The sequence below is a fragment of the Neobacillus sp. 114 genome (assembly GCF_030127045.1).
GTDB lineage: Bacteria > Bacillota > Bacilli > Bacillales > Cytobacillaceae > Neobacillus > Neobacillus rhizophilus.
Window position 1 is genome coordinate 3,907,847 of record NZ_CP126144.1, and the last position, 16,972, is coordinate 3,924,818.

General features: G+C 37.5%; 16 protein-coding genes. 3 read left to right on the forward strand and 13 right to left on the reverse strand.

From position 1 onward, the window contains the following. The first annotated feature begins 120 nt into the window (after window positions 1–120). A complete protein-coding gene (locus QNN06_RS18925; RefSeq protein ID WP_213119283.1) occupies window positions 121–957 on the forward strand; it encodes a S1C family serine protease in 837 nt (278 codons plus the stop codon). 141 nt (window positions 958–1,098) lie between these two features. Here the strand turns inward: QNN06_RS18925 and QNN06_RS18930 are convergent, their stop codons facing one another. The 4 genes from QNN06_RS18930 to QNN06_RS18945 form a co-directional block, all read right to left on the reverse strand. Next, on the reverse strand, window positions 1,099–1,881 hold the full coding sequence (locus QNN06_RS18930; RefSeq protein ID WP_213119282.1) for a TerC family protein: 783 nt from the start codon (window positions 1,879–1,881) through the stop codon (window positions 1,099–1,101). Window positions 1,882–2,128: 247 nt separating this feature from the next. Next, the gene (locus tag QNN06_RS18935; protein WP_249366788.1) at window positions 2,129–3,187 is read right to left on the reverse strand and encodes a DUF3231 family protein; all 1,059 of its coding nucleotides are present in this window, start codon (window positions 3,185–3,187) and stop codon (window positions 2,129–2,131) included. Between the two features lie 176 nt (window positions 3,188–3,363). Then, window positions 3,364–4,023, reverse strand: a complete 660-nt coding sequence (locus QNN06_RS18940) for a hypothetical protein (protein ID WP_213119281.1) — start codon at window positions 4,021–4,023, stop codon at window positions 3,364–3,366. 265 nt (window positions 4,024–4,288) lie between these two features. After that, window positions 4,289–4,666, reverse strand: a complete 378-nt coding sequence (locus tag QNN06_RS18945; RefSeq protein ID WP_213119280.1) for a hotdog family protein — start codon at window positions 4,664–4,666, stop codon at window positions 4,289–4,291. A 193-nt stretch (window positions 4,667–4,859) separates the two neighbouring features. Here QNN06_RS18945 and QNN06_RS18950 point away from each other — a divergent pair, with 193 nt between their 5' ends. Next, a complete protein-coding gene (locus tag QNN06_RS18950) occupies window positions 4,860–5,216 on the forward strand; it encodes a hypothetical protein (RefSeq protein WP_213119279.1) in 357 nt (118 codons plus the stop codon). Window positions 5,217–5,259: 43 nt separating this feature from the next. On the opposite strand, the gene QNN06_RS18955 is transcribed toward QNN06_RS18950, so the two are convergent. The 8 genes from QNN06_RS18955 to QNN06_RS18990 all read right to left on the reverse strand — a co-directional run bounded on the left by QNN06_RS18955 (window position 5,260) and on the right by QNN06_RS18990 (window position 14,669). Then, complete coding sequence (locus QNN06_RS18955) at window positions 5,260–6,375, reverse strand: GerAB/ArcD/ProY family transporter (RefSeq protein ID WP_213119278.1); 1,116 nt, start codon at window positions 6,373–6,375, stop codon at window positions 5,260–5,262. 10 nt (window positions 6,376–6,385) lie between these two features. Beyond that, the gene (locus QNN06_RS18960; protein WP_213119277.1) at window positions 6,386–6,604 is read right to left on the reverse strand and encodes a hypothetical protein; all 219 of its coding nucleotides are present in this window, start codon (window positions 6,602–6,604) and stop codon (window positions 6,386–6,388) included. After that, window positions 6,601–7,761 carry a Ger(x)C family spore germination protein gene (locus QNN06_RS18965; RefSeq protein WP_213119276.1) on the reverse strand — a complete coding sequence of 387 codons (1,161 nt, stop codon included), beginning with the start codon at window positions 7,759–7,761 and terminating at the stop codon, window positions 6,601–6,603. The genes QNN06_RS18960 and QNN06_RS18965 overlap by 4 nt, the downstream gene beginning before the upstream one ends. Continuing rightward, window positions 7,761–9,305 carry a spore germination protein gene (locus QNN06_RS18970; protein WP_284035733.1) on the reverse strand — a complete coding sequence of 515 codons (1,545 nt, stop codon included), beginning with the start codon at window positions 9,303–9,305 and terminating at the stop codon, window positions 7,761–7,763. The genes QNN06_RS18965 and QNN06_RS18970 overlap by 1 nt, the downstream gene beginning before the upstream one ends. Window positions 9,306–9,432: 127 nt before the next feature. Beyond that, entirely contained in the window at window positions 9,433–10,989 is a 1,557-nt protein-coding gene (locus QNN06_RS18975) for a glycine betaine ABC transporter substrate-binding protein (protein ID WP_284035734.1), read from the reverse strand. After that, window positions 10,979–12,127 (reverse strand): ABC transporter ATP-binding protein, encoded by a 1,149-nt coding sequence (locus QNN06_RS18980; RefSeq protein WP_284037954.1) that lies wholly within the window; start codon window positions 12,125–12,127, stop codon window positions 10,979–10,981. The genes QNN06_RS18975 and QNN06_RS18980 overlap by 11 nt, the downstream gene beginning before the upstream one ends. Before the next feature lie 363 nt (window positions 12,128–12,490). Continuing rightward, the gene (locus QNN06_RS18985; RefSeq protein ID WP_213119274.1) at window positions 12,491–12,661 is read right to left on the reverse strand and encodes a hypothetical protein; all 171 of its coding nucleotides are present in this window, start codon (window positions 12,659–12,661) and stop codon (window positions 12,491–12,493) included. Window positions 12,662–12,818: 157 nt separating this feature from the next. Further along, the gene (locus tag QNN06_RS18990) at window positions 12,819–14,669 is read right to left on the reverse strand and encodes a PAS domain S-box protein (RefSeq protein WP_349654918.1); all 1,851 of its coding nucleotides are present in this window, start codon (window positions 14,667–14,669) and stop codon (window positions 12,819–12,821) included. Between the two features lie 469 nt (window positions 14,670–15,138). Here QNN06_RS18990 and QNN06_RS18995 point away from each other — a divergent pair, with 469 nt between their 5' ends. Beyond that, window positions 15,139–15,573, forward strand: coding sequence for a hypothetical protein (locus tag QNN06_RS18995; protein ID WP_284035735.1), 435 nt, complete (start codon window positions 15,139–15,141; stop codon window positions 15,571–15,573). A gap of 183 nt (window positions 15,574–15,756) precedes the next feature. Here QNN06_RS18995 and spoIIP read toward each other — a convergent pair whose 3' ends face one another. Continuing rightward, window positions 15,757–16,908 carry a stage II sporulation protein P gene (gene spoIIP, locus QNN06_RS19000; protein WP_284035736.1) on the reverse strand — a complete coding sequence of 384 codons (1,152 nt, stop codon included), beginning with the start codon at window positions 16,906–16,908 and terminating at the stop codon, window positions 15,757–15,759. Window positions 16,909–16,972 lie beyond the last annotated feature (64 nt).

The window sequence follows — 16,972 nt, forward strand, 5'->3', positions numbered from 1 at the left end:
ATTCTCCTCGTTCTTTACATTCCAATCTATTGTATCGTGAAACCATTCTTAACGCCATTTTCCATACGCAAACCGCTATAATAGGAATATACCAAACCAAACCACTTATGGAGGATCCACATGGACAAGGAAAATCAGGATTTTCATGAAGAACAGCCGGATTGGGAAGCTCTTTTTACAGAAGAAGAAGCAAAAGAATGGGAAAAGGATAAAGCAAAGAGGAAAAAGCGAAAAAAAATGGCTGCTAAAATCGTCAGTTCATTGCTTGTGTTTGCCATGTTAATCAGCGGATTAGGGATGTGGTTTGATGTCTTTAATCTGCCTGCCATTCATTTTGTCAAGGTGTCTAATCAGCTTTCGAAGAAACCGGAAGTGAAAGAATACAAAAAAGCCGTCGTCACTCTGGAATGGGACGGTGCGAAAGGAACTGGCTTTAATATCGCTCCAGATGGGTTAATTATCACTAATGAACATGTTGTTGAAAAATCGAATCGAGTGAATGTGCATTTTAGCAACGGGGATTCCTTTGCAGGTAAGGTCATTGCCAAACGGCCGGAATGGGACCTTGCCATTGTTGACATTGAGAAGGCAAAAAAACTGCCCGTCCTGTCGATTGCTGTGGAAAAAGAGTGGGAGACTTGGGCGGGTGAGAAAATTATTTTTATCGGCAATCCTTTAGCTTATACGCAGATTGCCAATGAAGGAACCTTCATAAGTCCGGTCCTCGTGAACGGATTGGATATTCCGGTTATGATGATTGAGGCGCCGATTTACAAGGGAAATAGCGGCAGTCCGGTGATTAATCAAGATGGGCAAGTCATCGGAGTTATCTTTGCCACATTGCAAAACCCAGAAATCACCACCAAAGAAATCATTGGTGCAGCCGTTCCCTCCTATTACATTCAGCAGATTATGGAAGAAATTAATAAAGATAATAAGCTGGAGGAACAGTTCTGATGAAGTGTAACCAATTAATCCCTGTGGCCATAATTGACACACCATTAGCAATAGTAGCACTTTACAATGAAACAAAGAACTACAACGCACAATAAAGAAAGGGATTGCCAGCAATCCCTTTCTCTTAACTATAGCCTTCTTTCATTTACTTCCTTTAGCATTCGCCTGTAATGATCTATTTCCAGGAGTAAACCAACCAATTAGAGCAATAGCGACTAATACTCCATAAAAAATCAGCGTCCAAGCTGTACTGTGTGGAAATTCATGATTTAAGATACCAATATCTTCATGTGCCAGGGTGATTACAGCCAGTTTGACACCAACCCAGGCAACAATTACATATGCTGTGGTTTCCAAGGCTGGACGTTTCTCAAGAAGTTTCACAAACCAAGTTGCTGCAAATTTAATCAAGATGAGGCCAGCAACACCACCAATAAGAACAACTAAGAACTGTCCTCCGTCCATACCTCCGAATTTGTCTAAAGGTGAATCTGGAAGACCCAGAGCAAGAGCAACCGCAGCTAGAATCGAATCTATTGCAAAAGCGAGGTCAGCTATTGCAATCTTCCCTACGGTTGGCCCAAAACCTTTGCCTGCGGATTCCTTTTCATCATCCTTGTGGATATTCTCATTTTCTTTGCCGAATCGTGCTTGAATGATGTGCTTTAATCCTAAGTACAGAAGATAAATTGCACCTATTGCCTGTATCTGCCAAACGTTTGCAATAAATGAAATCGCAAATAGTGCAGCAAACCGAAAAGCAAATGCTAAAATGATTCCGTAATTTATAGCTTTTTTTTTCTGATCGTCCGGTAAATGTTTAGCTATAACTGCTAGCACTAGCGCATTGTCTGCAGATAACAATCCTTCTAATCCGATTAGAATTAACAATGCCCAACCGTATTCTAGCCATATTGAATCCATCCATTTCTCTCCTTTCTTTATAATAATCCATCAAGCTCTCTTTCAAGTAACGGTCATGATGGAACTTACAAAATATAGGAAGATTATTCCGTGAGGGCATACCATTTTGGAATGACGGCGAAGACAACATTACCAACCAAGTTACCACCTCGAGTAAAGCAAGGGATACTGAAATCTCTCCTTCTAAAATGGAAAATACCACCGTATTTTTCAATTAGCTTTAAATTGAATGTTGTTCACGCTGTTCCTATTGTATCTTAAGCCTGTCATACGCTTTTGGCGGTGACTCCAACCAACCTTTATCAATTAAGATATTCATGCCATCGTCAACAAATAAGCCTATGTTTATTAGAGTTCTTGCATACAACATATCTATATCTCTTCTTGCTGTTACTGCCAGTGAGTTTCCAAATGACCTTATCTTCATTGCGAACATATCCACTTTATGAAACAGCATTATTTTATCGGAAAAAGGAGGATATGTAGAGGGTGTAACCAAATGGTCTAAGAACGCCGGTGATTGTATGTGTTCAATGTGAAGTTTTTCCTTATACTGCTTTACCGCTTTATCAGTCATGGTTAAACCTCGTTTGAATAAAGCTTTTATTTTTTCATCTTTAACAATCTGATGAAATCCCAATAATAACGCCATACTTGTTGTGTTAGTCTCAATGTTATCCCAAAGATGAATGATTTCTAATGCCTGTAATGGTCGGACTTCTCCAAAATAACCGTTTAAGTAACTTTGTTTATCAATTTTATCAATTCCATCTGGTGTCGGAATGATAGGAGGGTTTGCAATAAGTTTTTTTCCCATTAAAACATTATTAATTTGCCCTAACAAGACAGTTGCACATTGATTACAATAAATAAAGAACTCTCTAATATCCTCCCTCAAAACCAATGGAACTGCTACTGCATAAAGGCTCATACCTGCCTTTGCAGCATATTTTAAATAGTGAACGTAAAATTCATCGGCGTATAAACGTGGGGCACCAAGATTTACATCATCTTTTGTAAATCCACTCGGTATAGGGAAATTATCTTTATTAAAAAATCCTTCGATCCTTTGTATGAAATCCTTTGATAAGGCCAAACCATTTTCTAATAGCGTCTTAATTTCTTCGTCCTCGCAATGCTGAAGAAAATAACTTAAGATTTGAATCGACATACTGTTTCCCGTATAGGTAGCCCAAAGTTTACCCATTTCAAACGTCGTTAAAGGCTGGGTCTCATCAATTGAATATGAACTAAAATTGATTGGCTTCATTACATTCATTGGATTTAAATCTTTATCGGTGGTCATAACTAATCTCCTTTTCCCGCATTTTCGCTTATGATTTCCATTGGGGAATAGTTTAATTCCAACAGATTCTACCTCTAACTTATCATGGTAATTTGAGCAACACAGCAAGGTCGTTCCTCCATGCGCTTTAGTGCTTATGTATCCAATTTATTGAGCATGAGAACCGTCCCCATGCATCACCAAGAGAATTTATAGGTTTTTATTCCGTTTCCTACTTGATAGGTTGTAACTGTTACTGGTTTTCCTGCAATGTTTTGTTCTATATACCTCTTTACGTAGTTCCCTACGAAGTTTTCTTCTGCGCTTTCTACTCCGTATACGTATAGTTTATGACTATTGAGATAGTCTGTGTTCGTTGTTAATGTCCAGTGTCCACTATCTACATATTCTTTAAATAGTTGTTGTTGGGTCTTTTGGGGAACTACTGGCTGTGGTTCAACTGGCTTTTCAATTGGAGCTGGTTGTTCGGGTTTTTGTTCTATTACTTGTGGTTTTGGCTCTTCTACTTCCGGTTTTTGTTCTGTTTGTGGTGTTTGTATTACTTGTGGTTTTGGATGTTCTACAGGTTGATTTTCAGGCTTTTGAGTTAATTGTGGTGTTTGTTCAACTTTCTTATTTTCCTCTTGCTTTGGTTGCTGTGTTTGATTATTATTGGTTGGCTGTTTATTTTGTTCTACTGGTTCAACTGGTTTTACTTCTTTAGCCTTGTCAATCTTATCAACTTTTACTTCTACTTTTTCTTTCTTTGGTTCCTTTGAGCTCTTCTCTTGTGTTGCTGTTTTACCACAACCAGTTAATAATCCTAATGTTAAGATAACTGATAGTAATTTTTTCATGATGTTTCCTCCATTTAAGTTCGGACTATTTTATTTTTCTTCATCTTGTTCGTTAGTATTCCGAAAAGAAGGTAACTATCAAGCCGATCAGGTACTACGCTTATTACATTATCCGCAATTACATCATCACTCCGCCCGAAAACAATAAAAAAAGCCACCCTAACGGTGAACTGCCCCGCTCAAGTAGACAGTGGAATTTTAAAAAATAAACTAAGCGGCTTTACCTCTCGATTCCAAAGAGCTAAAGCCGTTTAGGCTAAGAATTTTATAATATCACGCCCGCAAAGTTTCCCTTCAACACTTGTTTCTCATTCTGATTAGTACATAAGAAAGATGCTATAATGGCGGTTCTATTATTATCTTGCTTATCAAACTGCTCAATTGTTACTTCACAAATAATGGTATCCCCCGTAAATACAGGTCTTAAAAACTCAAAATTCATCGTACGAGCGAGTACATTGTAATCTCCGCCAACCTTTGTCGGTAATGTAGCAGTTAACAAGCCTTGAACTACAAGTCTCCCCTGTTCATCTGGAGTAATATGATGATTCCCTTCATCCATCGATACTTTTGTAAACATTTCAACATCTTCTTGTTTGAATGTCCGTTCAAACTTAATTACGTCTCCTACTTTTGTTGCCAATCTGGTCTCCCCCTTGAATTTAATACTAATATCAGTATAGATAACTCGGAAGATTCAAACAATTGTTATCATGTTTTTTTTCGATTAGTAATATAGCCATAAGAGAAAGGCCCAGATATTTGTCCACACCACGATTAAAAACAAATCATATTTTATTGTAGAAGAAAACGGTAGAAAGGATGATAAAAGCATTATGGAGTTTGAGAAAGAACACAAGCCTCCACAGGATGATGGCGATCCCTTTACAAATCTAATGTTCGGGAAGAAACGAAGAGCCCGCGAAGAAGAAAATACGAATCCACCAGATGAATTACCAGACCACCATGAATCTTCCCATGCCCCCCAAAGAGACCCTTGGTTGTTTGGGGCAAACAGTACCCATAATCCGCCACATATTCACAACCAGTACAACCAAATCGAACATCTTCTTAACCAAGTAGATATCATATTGCTCATGGAAACCGTTGATGAGGCAGTTAAAACCTATAAACTATATCAACCCATATTTAAGGACGTTTCAACTTACCTGAGAAAATTCTTTAAGAAGTGAACTATAGACCTTCGTCCGAATAAGGTTCGGTTCCCTTACCCTTTTAAGTTTTCAATTTGTTTCCTATTTTGTTTTTCTTATTGGATTGTTTTATTGTGTCCACCAATAAATATAGGAAAGGTATGAACTCCAAAAAGTATAAAAAAGCAGCCCATGCCTGGTAAAGGAAACTAGTTAGTTCTGCAGTTCCGCTTGCTGTGTTTATCGATAATGCAACCATAACTGCTGCTAACGAAAACGTCAGAGGGCGGTGATCTTTTAAATGAAATAGATGGGCAAGAATTTGAACAGAAATAGTAAAAAAAACGGTCACTTTTAGAAAAACCATGGTTGCCCAAATCGAAATTAATAAATGATCCAAGTTTTGAATGAAATCAGCGATTCGAATGTAGCGAATCATCTCTATCATCGGATAGGTAAGATGACTAGATAAATTCGGACCAAAAAGTAATAATAGCCAAATAATATTTTGTCCAATAAATAGAGCAGAAAAAAAAGTCGCCCACATGATTGACTTTAGTGTTTTATGCTTTTGAGTTAAATATGGAAATATAAAGAGTAAAATAACGACTTCTCCAAAAGTTGGAACTGTCTGGAAGCTGCCGATAAAGATTCCTTGTCCGCTATGGTTCGTAACAAAAGCAATCCAGCGGTCCCATTGTAATTCCTTACCAATAAAAATCGCATTTCCAATATTCCCTAGAATCACAAGATAAAATAGGCCTTGGGCAATCCGGAATAAATTTTCAAAGCCTAAACGTGCTGTGACCGCTACAACCATTCCAAACATGCAGCCAACCGCCCAATTAGGTGTCCTTGGGAGATAGGTCTGCACGATGAAATCTTCATATTCTCTTAAAATGATTCCACTAATTTGCAGGAAGGATACGAAAAAAAACACCATAATTGGAATATGAATCCATTTGGGAAGAATCTCACTACCATAGTGGACGAAAAATTCATTTGGTCTTCGGGTCGCAAGTTTTATGACAAAATAGGCTAGAATAACTCCTGCTATACCGCTAATATAAATAACGAGCACTGAATCGTATTGAGATAGGTAAATCAGTTGACTCGCTGCAAATCCAACCAATGTGGAGTAATAATAAAGAATGAAAAAAAGCATTAATTGATTTTGAGTGATCTGTTCTGTCTTCAAAGGAGTCCACCTAACCTAAAATTTTCTGTTGAATCGGTTCAAAAAGGAACTGAATCATATCACTTGGACTGGGCATATGCTCAAATAAGACAGTAGAAAGGCAATAAATAAAGGAAGCCCCTATGATCCCAAATACAATCCAATAGGTTCTTTTTTTCCGTTTTTTACTTTTTAAATACGTCCACTCATATCCAAAGATAATGAGAAATCCGATAATAATTAAAATCATAAACTTTTTTCCTTTTCCCAGAATGAATTGTTTTCAGCACCTAGTCTTTTAATATGCAAATCAACCTGAACATTCATTTTTACTTTTTCATGATAAGATTCGGGCCAATCTTTTTTAACCATTTTCCATATTTTTGGTTTGTGCCAGGATAAGTATTCACTGAATTGGAAAACATCCGCTTTTACCTCTTGAGAAGCCTTTAAAGTGGCTTTAATCCTATTTCGGATTTGCTTTTCAGCTTCATGCTCAAGTTGCGCTATTTGGTTTTCATTTGTTAAAGTCATATTGGATTGAGATTCAGAAATATTCCCTTCCGCTTTTATACCCACATTAAAAGTGAACGGTTCTTTTTTAGAAGGGCGGATCTTTGTATGGGCGTCCGTGACTAATAAACTGATTAACTGTTGGTCGGCCGGAGCTTTTATAGTTACTTCGGCACCTTTTATCAGGTTGCGAAGCCAGAACGCTCCTCGGCCCACTTCTGTGTCTACTTTCCCTACCATTTTATAATTATGAAACAATGCCATCTCCCCAGGAGAGACAAAAAGCCCCTCTTTCCCGCCTTCACTAAGCATTTTTATCGTTTTCTTTGATAAAAGGCCGACAATCATATCACCGCTAGTTGTTTCAAGGAATTCCTTTGGTGTTGCATTGACCGTCACCTTTCTTTGCGCAAATGATATGGGAATGGAGGTTGGAAATCGTTCAAATATCGGAGTCAATTCTTCGATATCTTTTGCTTTTCCTGGTGCAATTAATAAAGTTTGATTGATATTCAAATTTGGTTCACGGAGAACAAATTCCAAAATACCCCTTATACCTTCCCTTGCCATTTCTTCGCTGATGATAATAATCCGCGTATGCCCCCAGCTAATATTTCTGGTCAGGGTAGCCTGTATTTTTTTATAGGCTTCCGTAAACGTTTTTCCAGTTGCAGTTTGAAGCGAATATGGTTTTCCTGTTGTACCGGCACCGCCGAGATCACTAGGGACAAGGCGATTTGGCAGGGAAAAAGATAGGCTTATCTCCATTTTGCCATTTGCGGCTTTATCAACGTAGATGCCGGAGACAAAAGCGCGTTCATTCAGTTCAAATTGGGACCAGCAGCCAGTTAAAAAACAAGGGCATAACACGATGAGCCATTTAAGTTTTTTCATTAATCTTCATCCTCCCCTATTATGGATTTCTCAATGTTGGAGCGACTACGATCATTTGACCCAGAAAAGGAGGGACGGCGCTGCATCTTCCACCATGGAGCGCGGATGAAAATATCTTTTAAATCGCTAGTTCTAAGCGGCGCTGTTGGTGAAAGATAAGGCATTCCAAACGAACGTAAGCTTACGACATGAATATAAATTAAAATAACACCAATCATTAAACCGAATATTCCAAATGTGCCCGCTAAAAACATAAGGGGAAATCGAAGCAAGCGGACGGAAAATCCTAAATCATAACCCGGTATGACGAAGGAGGCAATCCCGGTAATCGAAACAATGATCACCATAATGGCAGAAACGATTCCTGCCTGCACAGCTGCTTGGCCGATGATAATTGCACCTAGGATCCCAATTGCCTGCCCCACCGCTTTTGGAGTACGAATCCCTGCTTCCCGTAAACCTTCAAAAGCCAGTTCCATCAATAAGGCTTCCACAATACTTGGAAACGGGACATTTTCCCGTGATGCAGCAACACTTAATAACAAACTAGTAGGAATCATTTCCGGATGAAAGGTGGTAATCGCTATATAAAAAGATGGAAAGGTCAGCGAAACGATTAACCAGCCATAGCGGAGCATGCGGATAAAACTGGTAAGAAAATACCGTTGATAATAATCTTCAGCAGCTTGGAGAAACATGTAAAAATTTACAGGTGCAATAAGCGGAATGGGGTCACCATCCACAAATATAACCACCCTTCCTTCCAGCAAGGCTGCGGCCGCCACATCCGGCCGTTCTGTTTTTTGTGATTGCGGAAACGGTGATAGGGGCCGATCGTCAATACACTCCTCAATATAGCTGCTCGCTAAAACGCCATCGATTTTAATCCTGTTTATTCTTTGTTTCACTTCTGCTATTAAATCATCTCGACAAAGCCCCTCAATATAGCTAATAATGACCTTTGTTTTTGTATACTTTCCGATGACAAGTTGTTCCATTTTTAAGGCAGGGGATTTTATTCTTCTGCGAACCATGGTGACATTCGTATGGATATCCTCCAAAAATGCCTCTCTTGGCCCCCTGATGACATTTTCATTCGTGGTTTCACTACCGGTTCGCTTTTCAAAGCTTGTTAAAGGAAAAGCGATCATCCGACTGTCGCCCTCGAAAAAAACAATAATTTTTCCATCTAAGATGTATTCTGCTGCTTCCTCCATATCAGAAAGGATGGTGGTACACATTGTGCTGATCGCCTGTAAATCCAGAATTTTATGAATCAATTCACTTGGTGATGAAGTAAAATGGGGTGAAACAATATATTTTAACACTTGTTCATCAAATGTTTGCTGATCCACCATACACTGCAAAAACACAATGCCGCAGCGCGTCTGATTGGCAGTTAATTCGTGAAAGGTGATGTCAATACTTTGCTGGAAGGTTTCTTTAAACCATTCCATTCGCGTATCAAAATCTGCCCCTAAAAAAACCTTTTTATTTTCCTTTTGGGTTTGCTGCAACCCTTTCAATTTTGAAAAAAACGACATCCTTCTCACTCCACGAACTTTTTGTTAGGATTCCCCTTTTTAGTTAAAAGTATTTTCTAACATAAAAAAACGGAGAATTAGTTGATTCTCCGTTTTTGCTTCAAATAATATGTTATTACATAAACCTTTATTTAATTAATCCTTTTTCCTTTAGAAACTCTCTGGCTACATCTCTAGGATCCTGTTTATCTAAATCTACTTTGGCGTTCATCTCTGCCATATCGTTTTCAGATATTTTTCCGCCTAGCTCATTGATAATTCCTTTTAGCTTAGGAAACTTCTTCAATGTATCCTCACGAACGATTGGAGCTGCAAAATAAGGGGGAAAGAATTTTTTATCATCTTTTAGAACTCCAAGGTGATAACGGACAATTCGTCCATCTGTCGTATAGGCAGGAATAACATCTACTTTCCCTTCTTTTACAGCAGCATACATTAGATTTGGGTCTAGACTTCTATGTTCTTTGAAGTTAAGCCCATACGTTTCAATCATTGGATCATAGCCGTCTTCTCGTTCATAAAATTCAGTGGGGCCTCCAAAGCTCAGCTTGGATGATTGAGGTGCCAACTCAGAGTCGGTCTTTATCCCCAACTGATTAAATTTTTCCCGATTTAAGGCAAGTGCATACGTGTTCTGAAAACCAAAAGGCTTGAGCCATTCAATCTGGTATTTTTCATGGTAGCCCTTTTTTACTTTGTCATAAACTTGATCAGGGCTTAACTGGGGATTATACTTTTCTTTCAAGATGGTCAAAAGACCTGTTCCAGTATATTCAACATACATATCAATATCGCCTTTTTTAATCGCTTCCGTTAAAATCGGTGTTTCTCCGAGGCCCTCTTCCACCTTCATTTTATAATCGGTTTTTTCTTTCACATATTCAGCAACGATATACGGAAGAATGTACTGCTCTGTCCACTTTTTCCCTGCAATAACAATGGTATCATTGGAATTTCCTCCCCTTAAGCCAAAGAAGCTAATCAGAATCGCTACAGGAATGATAATAAAAAGTGCTTTTTTCCAAGGGATATTTTTCCTTTTTTTAGGGTCTGATGCGATTTCAAACCTTTTAAGAATTACATCTATAACAATTGCCAAAATGGCTGCTGGTATGGCACCTGCCAAAACCAATTCATTCCGGGTGGTGGACAATCCCCTATAAATGATATCCCCTAGTCCGCCGCCACCAATAAAAGCAGCCAGCGTAGCGACACCAATCGTAAGAACAGTTGCTGTACGTAGCCCTGCCATAATAATCGGGAGAGCCAATGGGAGCTCAATCATTCGTAAGATTTGGTTTTTGGTCATTCCCATTCCACGTCCTGCTTCCACCGCAGATTGGTCCACGGAGAGAATTCCCGTATAAGTGTTTCTTAATATAGGAAGCAATGCATAAATAGTAAGGGCAATAATCGCTGTGATATTTCCTATTCCAAAAAAGGGAAGCAAGAATCCGAACAAAGCAAGACTTGGAACCGTTTGAAACACGGAAGCAATTCCTATTATGGGCTCTGCTATTTTCCTTCTCCTAGCAATAAAGATTCCGGTAGGGATGGAAATCAGCGTCGCAATCAGAATGGAAACAAGTGATAAAAATAGGTGCTGCTGCAGTGCTTCAAAAATTTCAGTCCATCGTGTGCGAAAGGTATCAATCATTAACTGAAACATGTTTTCATTGCTCATTCACAACATCTCCTTCTCCAGGTGATACAGTTTTCATTCCTGCCAACCCTCTCATCATGCTGGAGCGAGTAATGAGCCCAACTAGTTTTCCGTTTTGAAGAACAGGTATAGAAGTTACTCCTTTAGCAAAGATTTCAGCTACTTCTTGATAAGGACAATCTGCCTCGACTGTGAAGTAATCCTTGTTGATAATATCCGCTAAGGTTTTGTTTTCATCGGTATAATACCGTTCTACATGATCCAGAGTTGCAATACCAAGCAGATCACGGTCATTCGTCGTAACAAGCAAGCTATCTACTTTATAAGTCATCATCGTATTTAAAGCCTGGGCAAGTCCTCGGTTTGGTTTGGCAGTGATTACTTTTTTAATCATTAAATCGTTGGCAACTGGATGAGCGTATTTTCCAACCTGCAACCGATCTTCCCCAATAAATCCTCTTATAAATTCATTTTTTGGATGGCGAAGAATCTTTTCAGGAGTATCAAATTGCAGGATTTCCCCATCCTTCATGATCGCAATTCGATCAGCTATTTTAATGGCTTCATCCATATCGTGAGTCACAAATACAATTGTTTTCTTAATACTTTCCTGGAGCCGAACCAATTCATCTTGCAGCTGTTCCCTGCTTATCGGGTCGAGTGCACTAAACGGTTCGTCCATCAGGATAATCGGGGGTTCAGCAGCTAAGGCGCGAATGACCCCTATACGTTGTTGCTGCCCGCCGCTTAATTCTGATGGAAATCGTGATTTAAAAGCCTCAGGGTCAAGTCCTACCAGGTCAAGCAGTTCATCCACCCTTTTCGTGTATCGCTCTTTTTCCCACCCTTTTAAACGTGGAACCAGGGTAATGTTATCTTCAATCGTCATGTGTGGAAGAAGACCAATTTGCTGGATGACATATCCAACGTTTCTTCTAAGCTGTACAGGGTCCTTTTCTGAAATATCTTCCCCATTAATAAGAATCTTGCCCTTTGTGGGCTCAGTCAAACGGTTGATCATTTTCATGGTCGTTGTCTTTCCGCAGCCACTTGGACCAATTAACGTTACCAATTCTCCCTTTTCAATATGAAAGTTGATATCTTTTAAAGCCTCAAATCCATCCGGGAATTTCTTATATACATGTTGAAAGGTAATAATAAATAACCGCCTCCATTCCTCTGATTTATAGCCTTTTTCTTTTTAAGTAAATGACCTTTAATATTAGGTATGAGATTTTCGTTAAGTTAGAATCCAACTTTCGAAACATCTTTTCTTGATAGAGTTAAAGATCATTTAAGCTGTATCCGTCCAAGGAACTAAGTCGTTGCATTCCATTAAGGAAAGTCATGAAATAGGAGAAGAGAACGAACTATTAAGTGTATTTAATTACCACGATCAACCCAATTATGAAAAACTCCCTGGGCTCATTGAGGCCTTAAAAATAATATAGAATGCAAAAAAGCAGAGAGTTAATTGATTCTCCGCTTTTTTGCATTCTAATTTGTAAATGTACTAGTAAATCTATCCTGCTTTCTCAATTAAGCAGTTTTTCTCCCATGTTTCATATTCTTTAAATGCATTCCAGCTCAACCATGATACAAGGATTCGTAACTCATTTGGTCCAACATACCAGTATTCCCAACGCTTCTTTGCTGAATTCTGATAAATACCTGTTTTGTATACATAATGCATGTGAAAACCACTCCTTGTTCAGTTAGTATTTAAATAATTTTCTGAAAATTTATTATTAATATTAAAATTCTCCAATTATCTAAAAACTCCTGCTAAAGCGATTTCATTTTTTAAAACAGTAAAATAGTATTAGAACCTCATTTATGTAGATGTAGCTCTATTGTTTATTATTTAAAGGCAAAATGACTTCAATGATGGTCCCATTTTTATCGCTCCAAAACTGTAAACTTCCGTTATGATTCTCAATGATTTGCTTAGAAATCATTACTCCTAATCCAGTTCCGCCTTCTTTTGTTGTAAAAAATGGTTGACCGATTTTCTTCAGAATATGTTTGGGGATTCCTGTTCCTGTGTCTTGAATGGTTATTTTTGCGTTATTCTTACCGTGCTTCTTTATTTCGATTATAATGGTTCCACCATTCGGCATGGCTTCGATAGAATTTTTAAAGAAATTAATGAAGACTTGTTTTAATTTGTTCTTATCACAGCTGATAGTTAAATTACCGATCTGATTAGCGAATTCTATTTGGATATTTTGCATAATAGCTTGGGTGTCAATTAAGGTTTTTACTTCTTGAATTAATGTATTTAGGTTTTCTTCATTAAATTTTACATCCTGTGGTTTGGCAAGAATCAATAGCTCACTTAGAATGATTTCAATCCTATTTATCTCACTTTTTATAATTTCCACGTATGTTGAATTGTCTAACGGCACTTGCATTAATTGCAGGAAACCTTTTATCGCTGTAAGTGGGTTGCGGACTTCGTGGGCAATCCCTGCAGCTAATTGTCCAGCTATTGATAGTTTTTCAGAATGAAGAATGAGCTCTAGGGTTTTTTTCCTTTCCGTAATATCCCGAACAATAAGGTGCTGAGCAGACTGACTTTGGAAAAAAGTTGGGATTCCTTTTATTTCAACATCCAATAGAGTACCGTCAAAACGCTTAATTTTATACTCAGTGAAATCGGTTGTCTCACCATTAAATACCTTTTTTATTCTTCTTTTTGCTTTATTACGATAATTGGAATGAATATATTTCATTATGGAAGTATGAATAATCTCTTCAGAGCTTGATGCGCCCAATAAGGAAACGCCTGTTTCATTAATAAATAATATTTTGTCGTTCTTGGCGATTAAGACGGTATCTGGGGAGTTTTCAATCAAATTTCGAAATGCTTTTTCTCGACCCCAGAGTTCCTCTTCTGCTTTTACTCTTTCCGAGATATCCCGAAAAACACTGACTACCTCTAATATTCTTTGTGTATCTGAATTAACAATTGGCTTACATATCGCCTCCAGCCATATAAGACTTCCATCTTTTTTGATGAATCGGTAGGACCCTCTATTATACCCCTTAAGGTTATTTAATAACTTTTCACGTTCTAAAAAAGCTTTTTGCACATCCTCTTTATAAAATAATGATGATAGTTGTTGTCCAATTATTTCATCTTGTTCAAATCCAAGAAGATGCTTGACAGCGGGGGATACATATAGAATAGTTCCTAACAGGTTTGTGTTTACAATGATATCAAGAATATTATCTGTTAATACTCGGTGAAATTCTTCAATTTGTCTTACTTCTGCCCTTGCTCTTTTTAACTCGGTGATATTTTTTATAACTGCATATAATCCAACTATTTTATCGTCTACGCTTATTGGAATATTCGTGATATTTAAATCAACTGTATGACCCTGTTTGCTTATCATGAAGCAGTCAAAGTTTTGGACCTGTCCTAATGTAGTTTTATGAAAGTAATGGAAAATCTTATCCAAACTTTCAATGGGGAAAAGTGTTTGAAATTTCATTAGGAGAGCCTCTTCGAATGAATAACCTGAAAGTTCCTCATAGGATGGGTTTACTAGAAGAATATTGCCCTCTAAATCTAAGACCATGATTGCATCTTGATTACCATAAAACCGTGTTTTATTGCTGCTAACCCATTCGTCTAAATATTTATTTAATAAGAACCGCTTTTCACTTTTTATTCCCTCAACAGGACTGTTCATATCTCTATATCAGTTCCTTTCCCCTTTTGATACAAAAAAAAGCCAAAATAGGAGATTCCTATCTTGGCTTGTGTCTAGCTCAATCAAATTGTCTAACTCACCTTCACCTTTAAGCTTATGTAGTTAAACAAAACAAAGACCGTTTTGGGTCCTTTTCCAGTGTTTTCAAGAAAGGTTTTCCAATATAACTGGGAAATCTGTTTGAATATGTTTATTTTCCAAGCCAATCTTCCTTAAGATAAAAGCATTATATCTATTATCCGATTTTATTATAAATTCAATTGGATGAATATTCAACTGATTAACATCCCTTATTTATTAATAGTTCGATGCTAGCAATCTCCAAATATGTAACCCACAGTTTGCGCATTTGCCTTTAAGTGGCAAAATTCCCCTTCAATATGCATAGATGAAACTATATTTGTAAAGCCTTTCTAGTATGAAATATGATGGAGGAAATTGTGTAAATATGTTTTCATTTCGCGGAGATGCCCATAAAATTTACCTAAAACTAAAAAAGGCATGGAATAATGAACAATCATTTCAATCAGTAAAAGAAATTCACCAAATAGAACAAATTCAGAACTTTTACCTTTCGATTGATAGCCCAGCATTAAAAAAAATATATTTAAGTATGATAAAAGAGAAAAATGGCTCCGGCATCATTCCGATCCTTGTATCTTCTGGTCCGTGGCTATTGCTTCTATTTTCAGAGCAATTACATAAATTTCTCTTCAAAGAAGGAAGTGTACTTTGGGTATACTTTGTTTTGGCCTACGCATTCATACTCACCATAAGCGTGATTTTGCATTTTCATGAAAAATCCTGGGCCTCTGTTCATATCGAAATTATCCAAGAAATTTTACAAGAACGAAAAGAGAAATCCCAGGTAAAAAGCTGTTAAAAAACAGACCCTCATTTTGATGATTGGCTTTTTTATAGGTTATTCCTATATAAATATCCCACTGAAAAAATAAACCCTGTAATGAAAGAACTAATGGTTATTTCAGATAAGCCGGTCAAGAAGAAAGATATTAAACTGCTAAAGAAGGTAAAAACGAGCCATTTTATAGAGGATGGAAGCTGCTTAACCATTCGCATTCACCTCGTTTGATCCATTTGTTTTCCAATAATAGTCTGCAAGTATTTCTGCAAATACATCGATGGTGTTATGCAGCTCATTCAAATTATTATCTACACCACCAACTTCGAGCAGCATAGCCTTATTGGATAGGTCTTGATTATATACGCCGTTCCCATCCTTATAGGTTTTTAAGAATACCCCTCTGCTTATTCCTGGATACTTTTTTTCTAACTCTCCATTCAGAGCTTTGGCCACTTCCAGATTTTCTAGATAATTTTTGTTTTCTTTTCCTACTACAAAATAGAGCCTTGCATAGCTTTTACCATTAATCGTTTTAGTAGTGGTCTCTTTCCCGAGTGAATCACGATGAATGTCAATAAAATATTTAAATTGATTGTTATTGGCTGCGGCTGCTTCGACAATCTCTCGGGATTCTACATATGCTTTTGTTGATTCCCATCCCTTTTTCAGCAATTCTTGTGTCATATTGGTTTTGTCTTGCTCCACGCCGATACCTTTACTCATTAAATCTTGAGCTAATCGATTGCCTAGCCCAATGACATTTACCCTTTCATCCGAGCTTATGGCATCGTCAGGTGTTTTGGCATCTTTTAAAACGGGGAGGAATGACTCCCAGCTATGGGATTGATAAATAAATACGGTTTTGTTTTCAGGATTTTGAAGCTGCCCATCATCGTTTGGTTGATTTTCTTTTAATTTCTCTTCAGATGCTTCTCTCTCCTTTAATAAAGCCTTATTTGGAGGAGCCGATTCTTTTGGAAGGTTCCTTAGGTTCGTCCCCTCCCCTGCAACGACGATTTCTGTTTCATGCATTCTTAATCCAGGTATTTCATTTCCTAAGTACGTTCTAATATCTGTTGGTTTGATGGTGGTTGCTATTTGGAATGCTACATCTGTTATTTTTGGGATGGTAAAAACGGGAGTATTCACTTTTAGGAAAAAGGAATGATTCTCTGCTTTGAAAAATTGAACAAAGAGTTTTTCTCCATTTAAGATTCCAATAGAATTACTCATTTTAAGGGAAGTAATATTTACATGTAACACAACAACCAAAGAAATAGTGAAAAACATTAATAGAACTACTAGTACAGAACGATAAATAAATTTTAGTGGGAAGAGTTTTAGCGGATTCAATGGAAAACCTCCTTATCTCATGTGTATGAGTTAATAAGGAGTTTAGGAGGAAAAATAGAGTTTT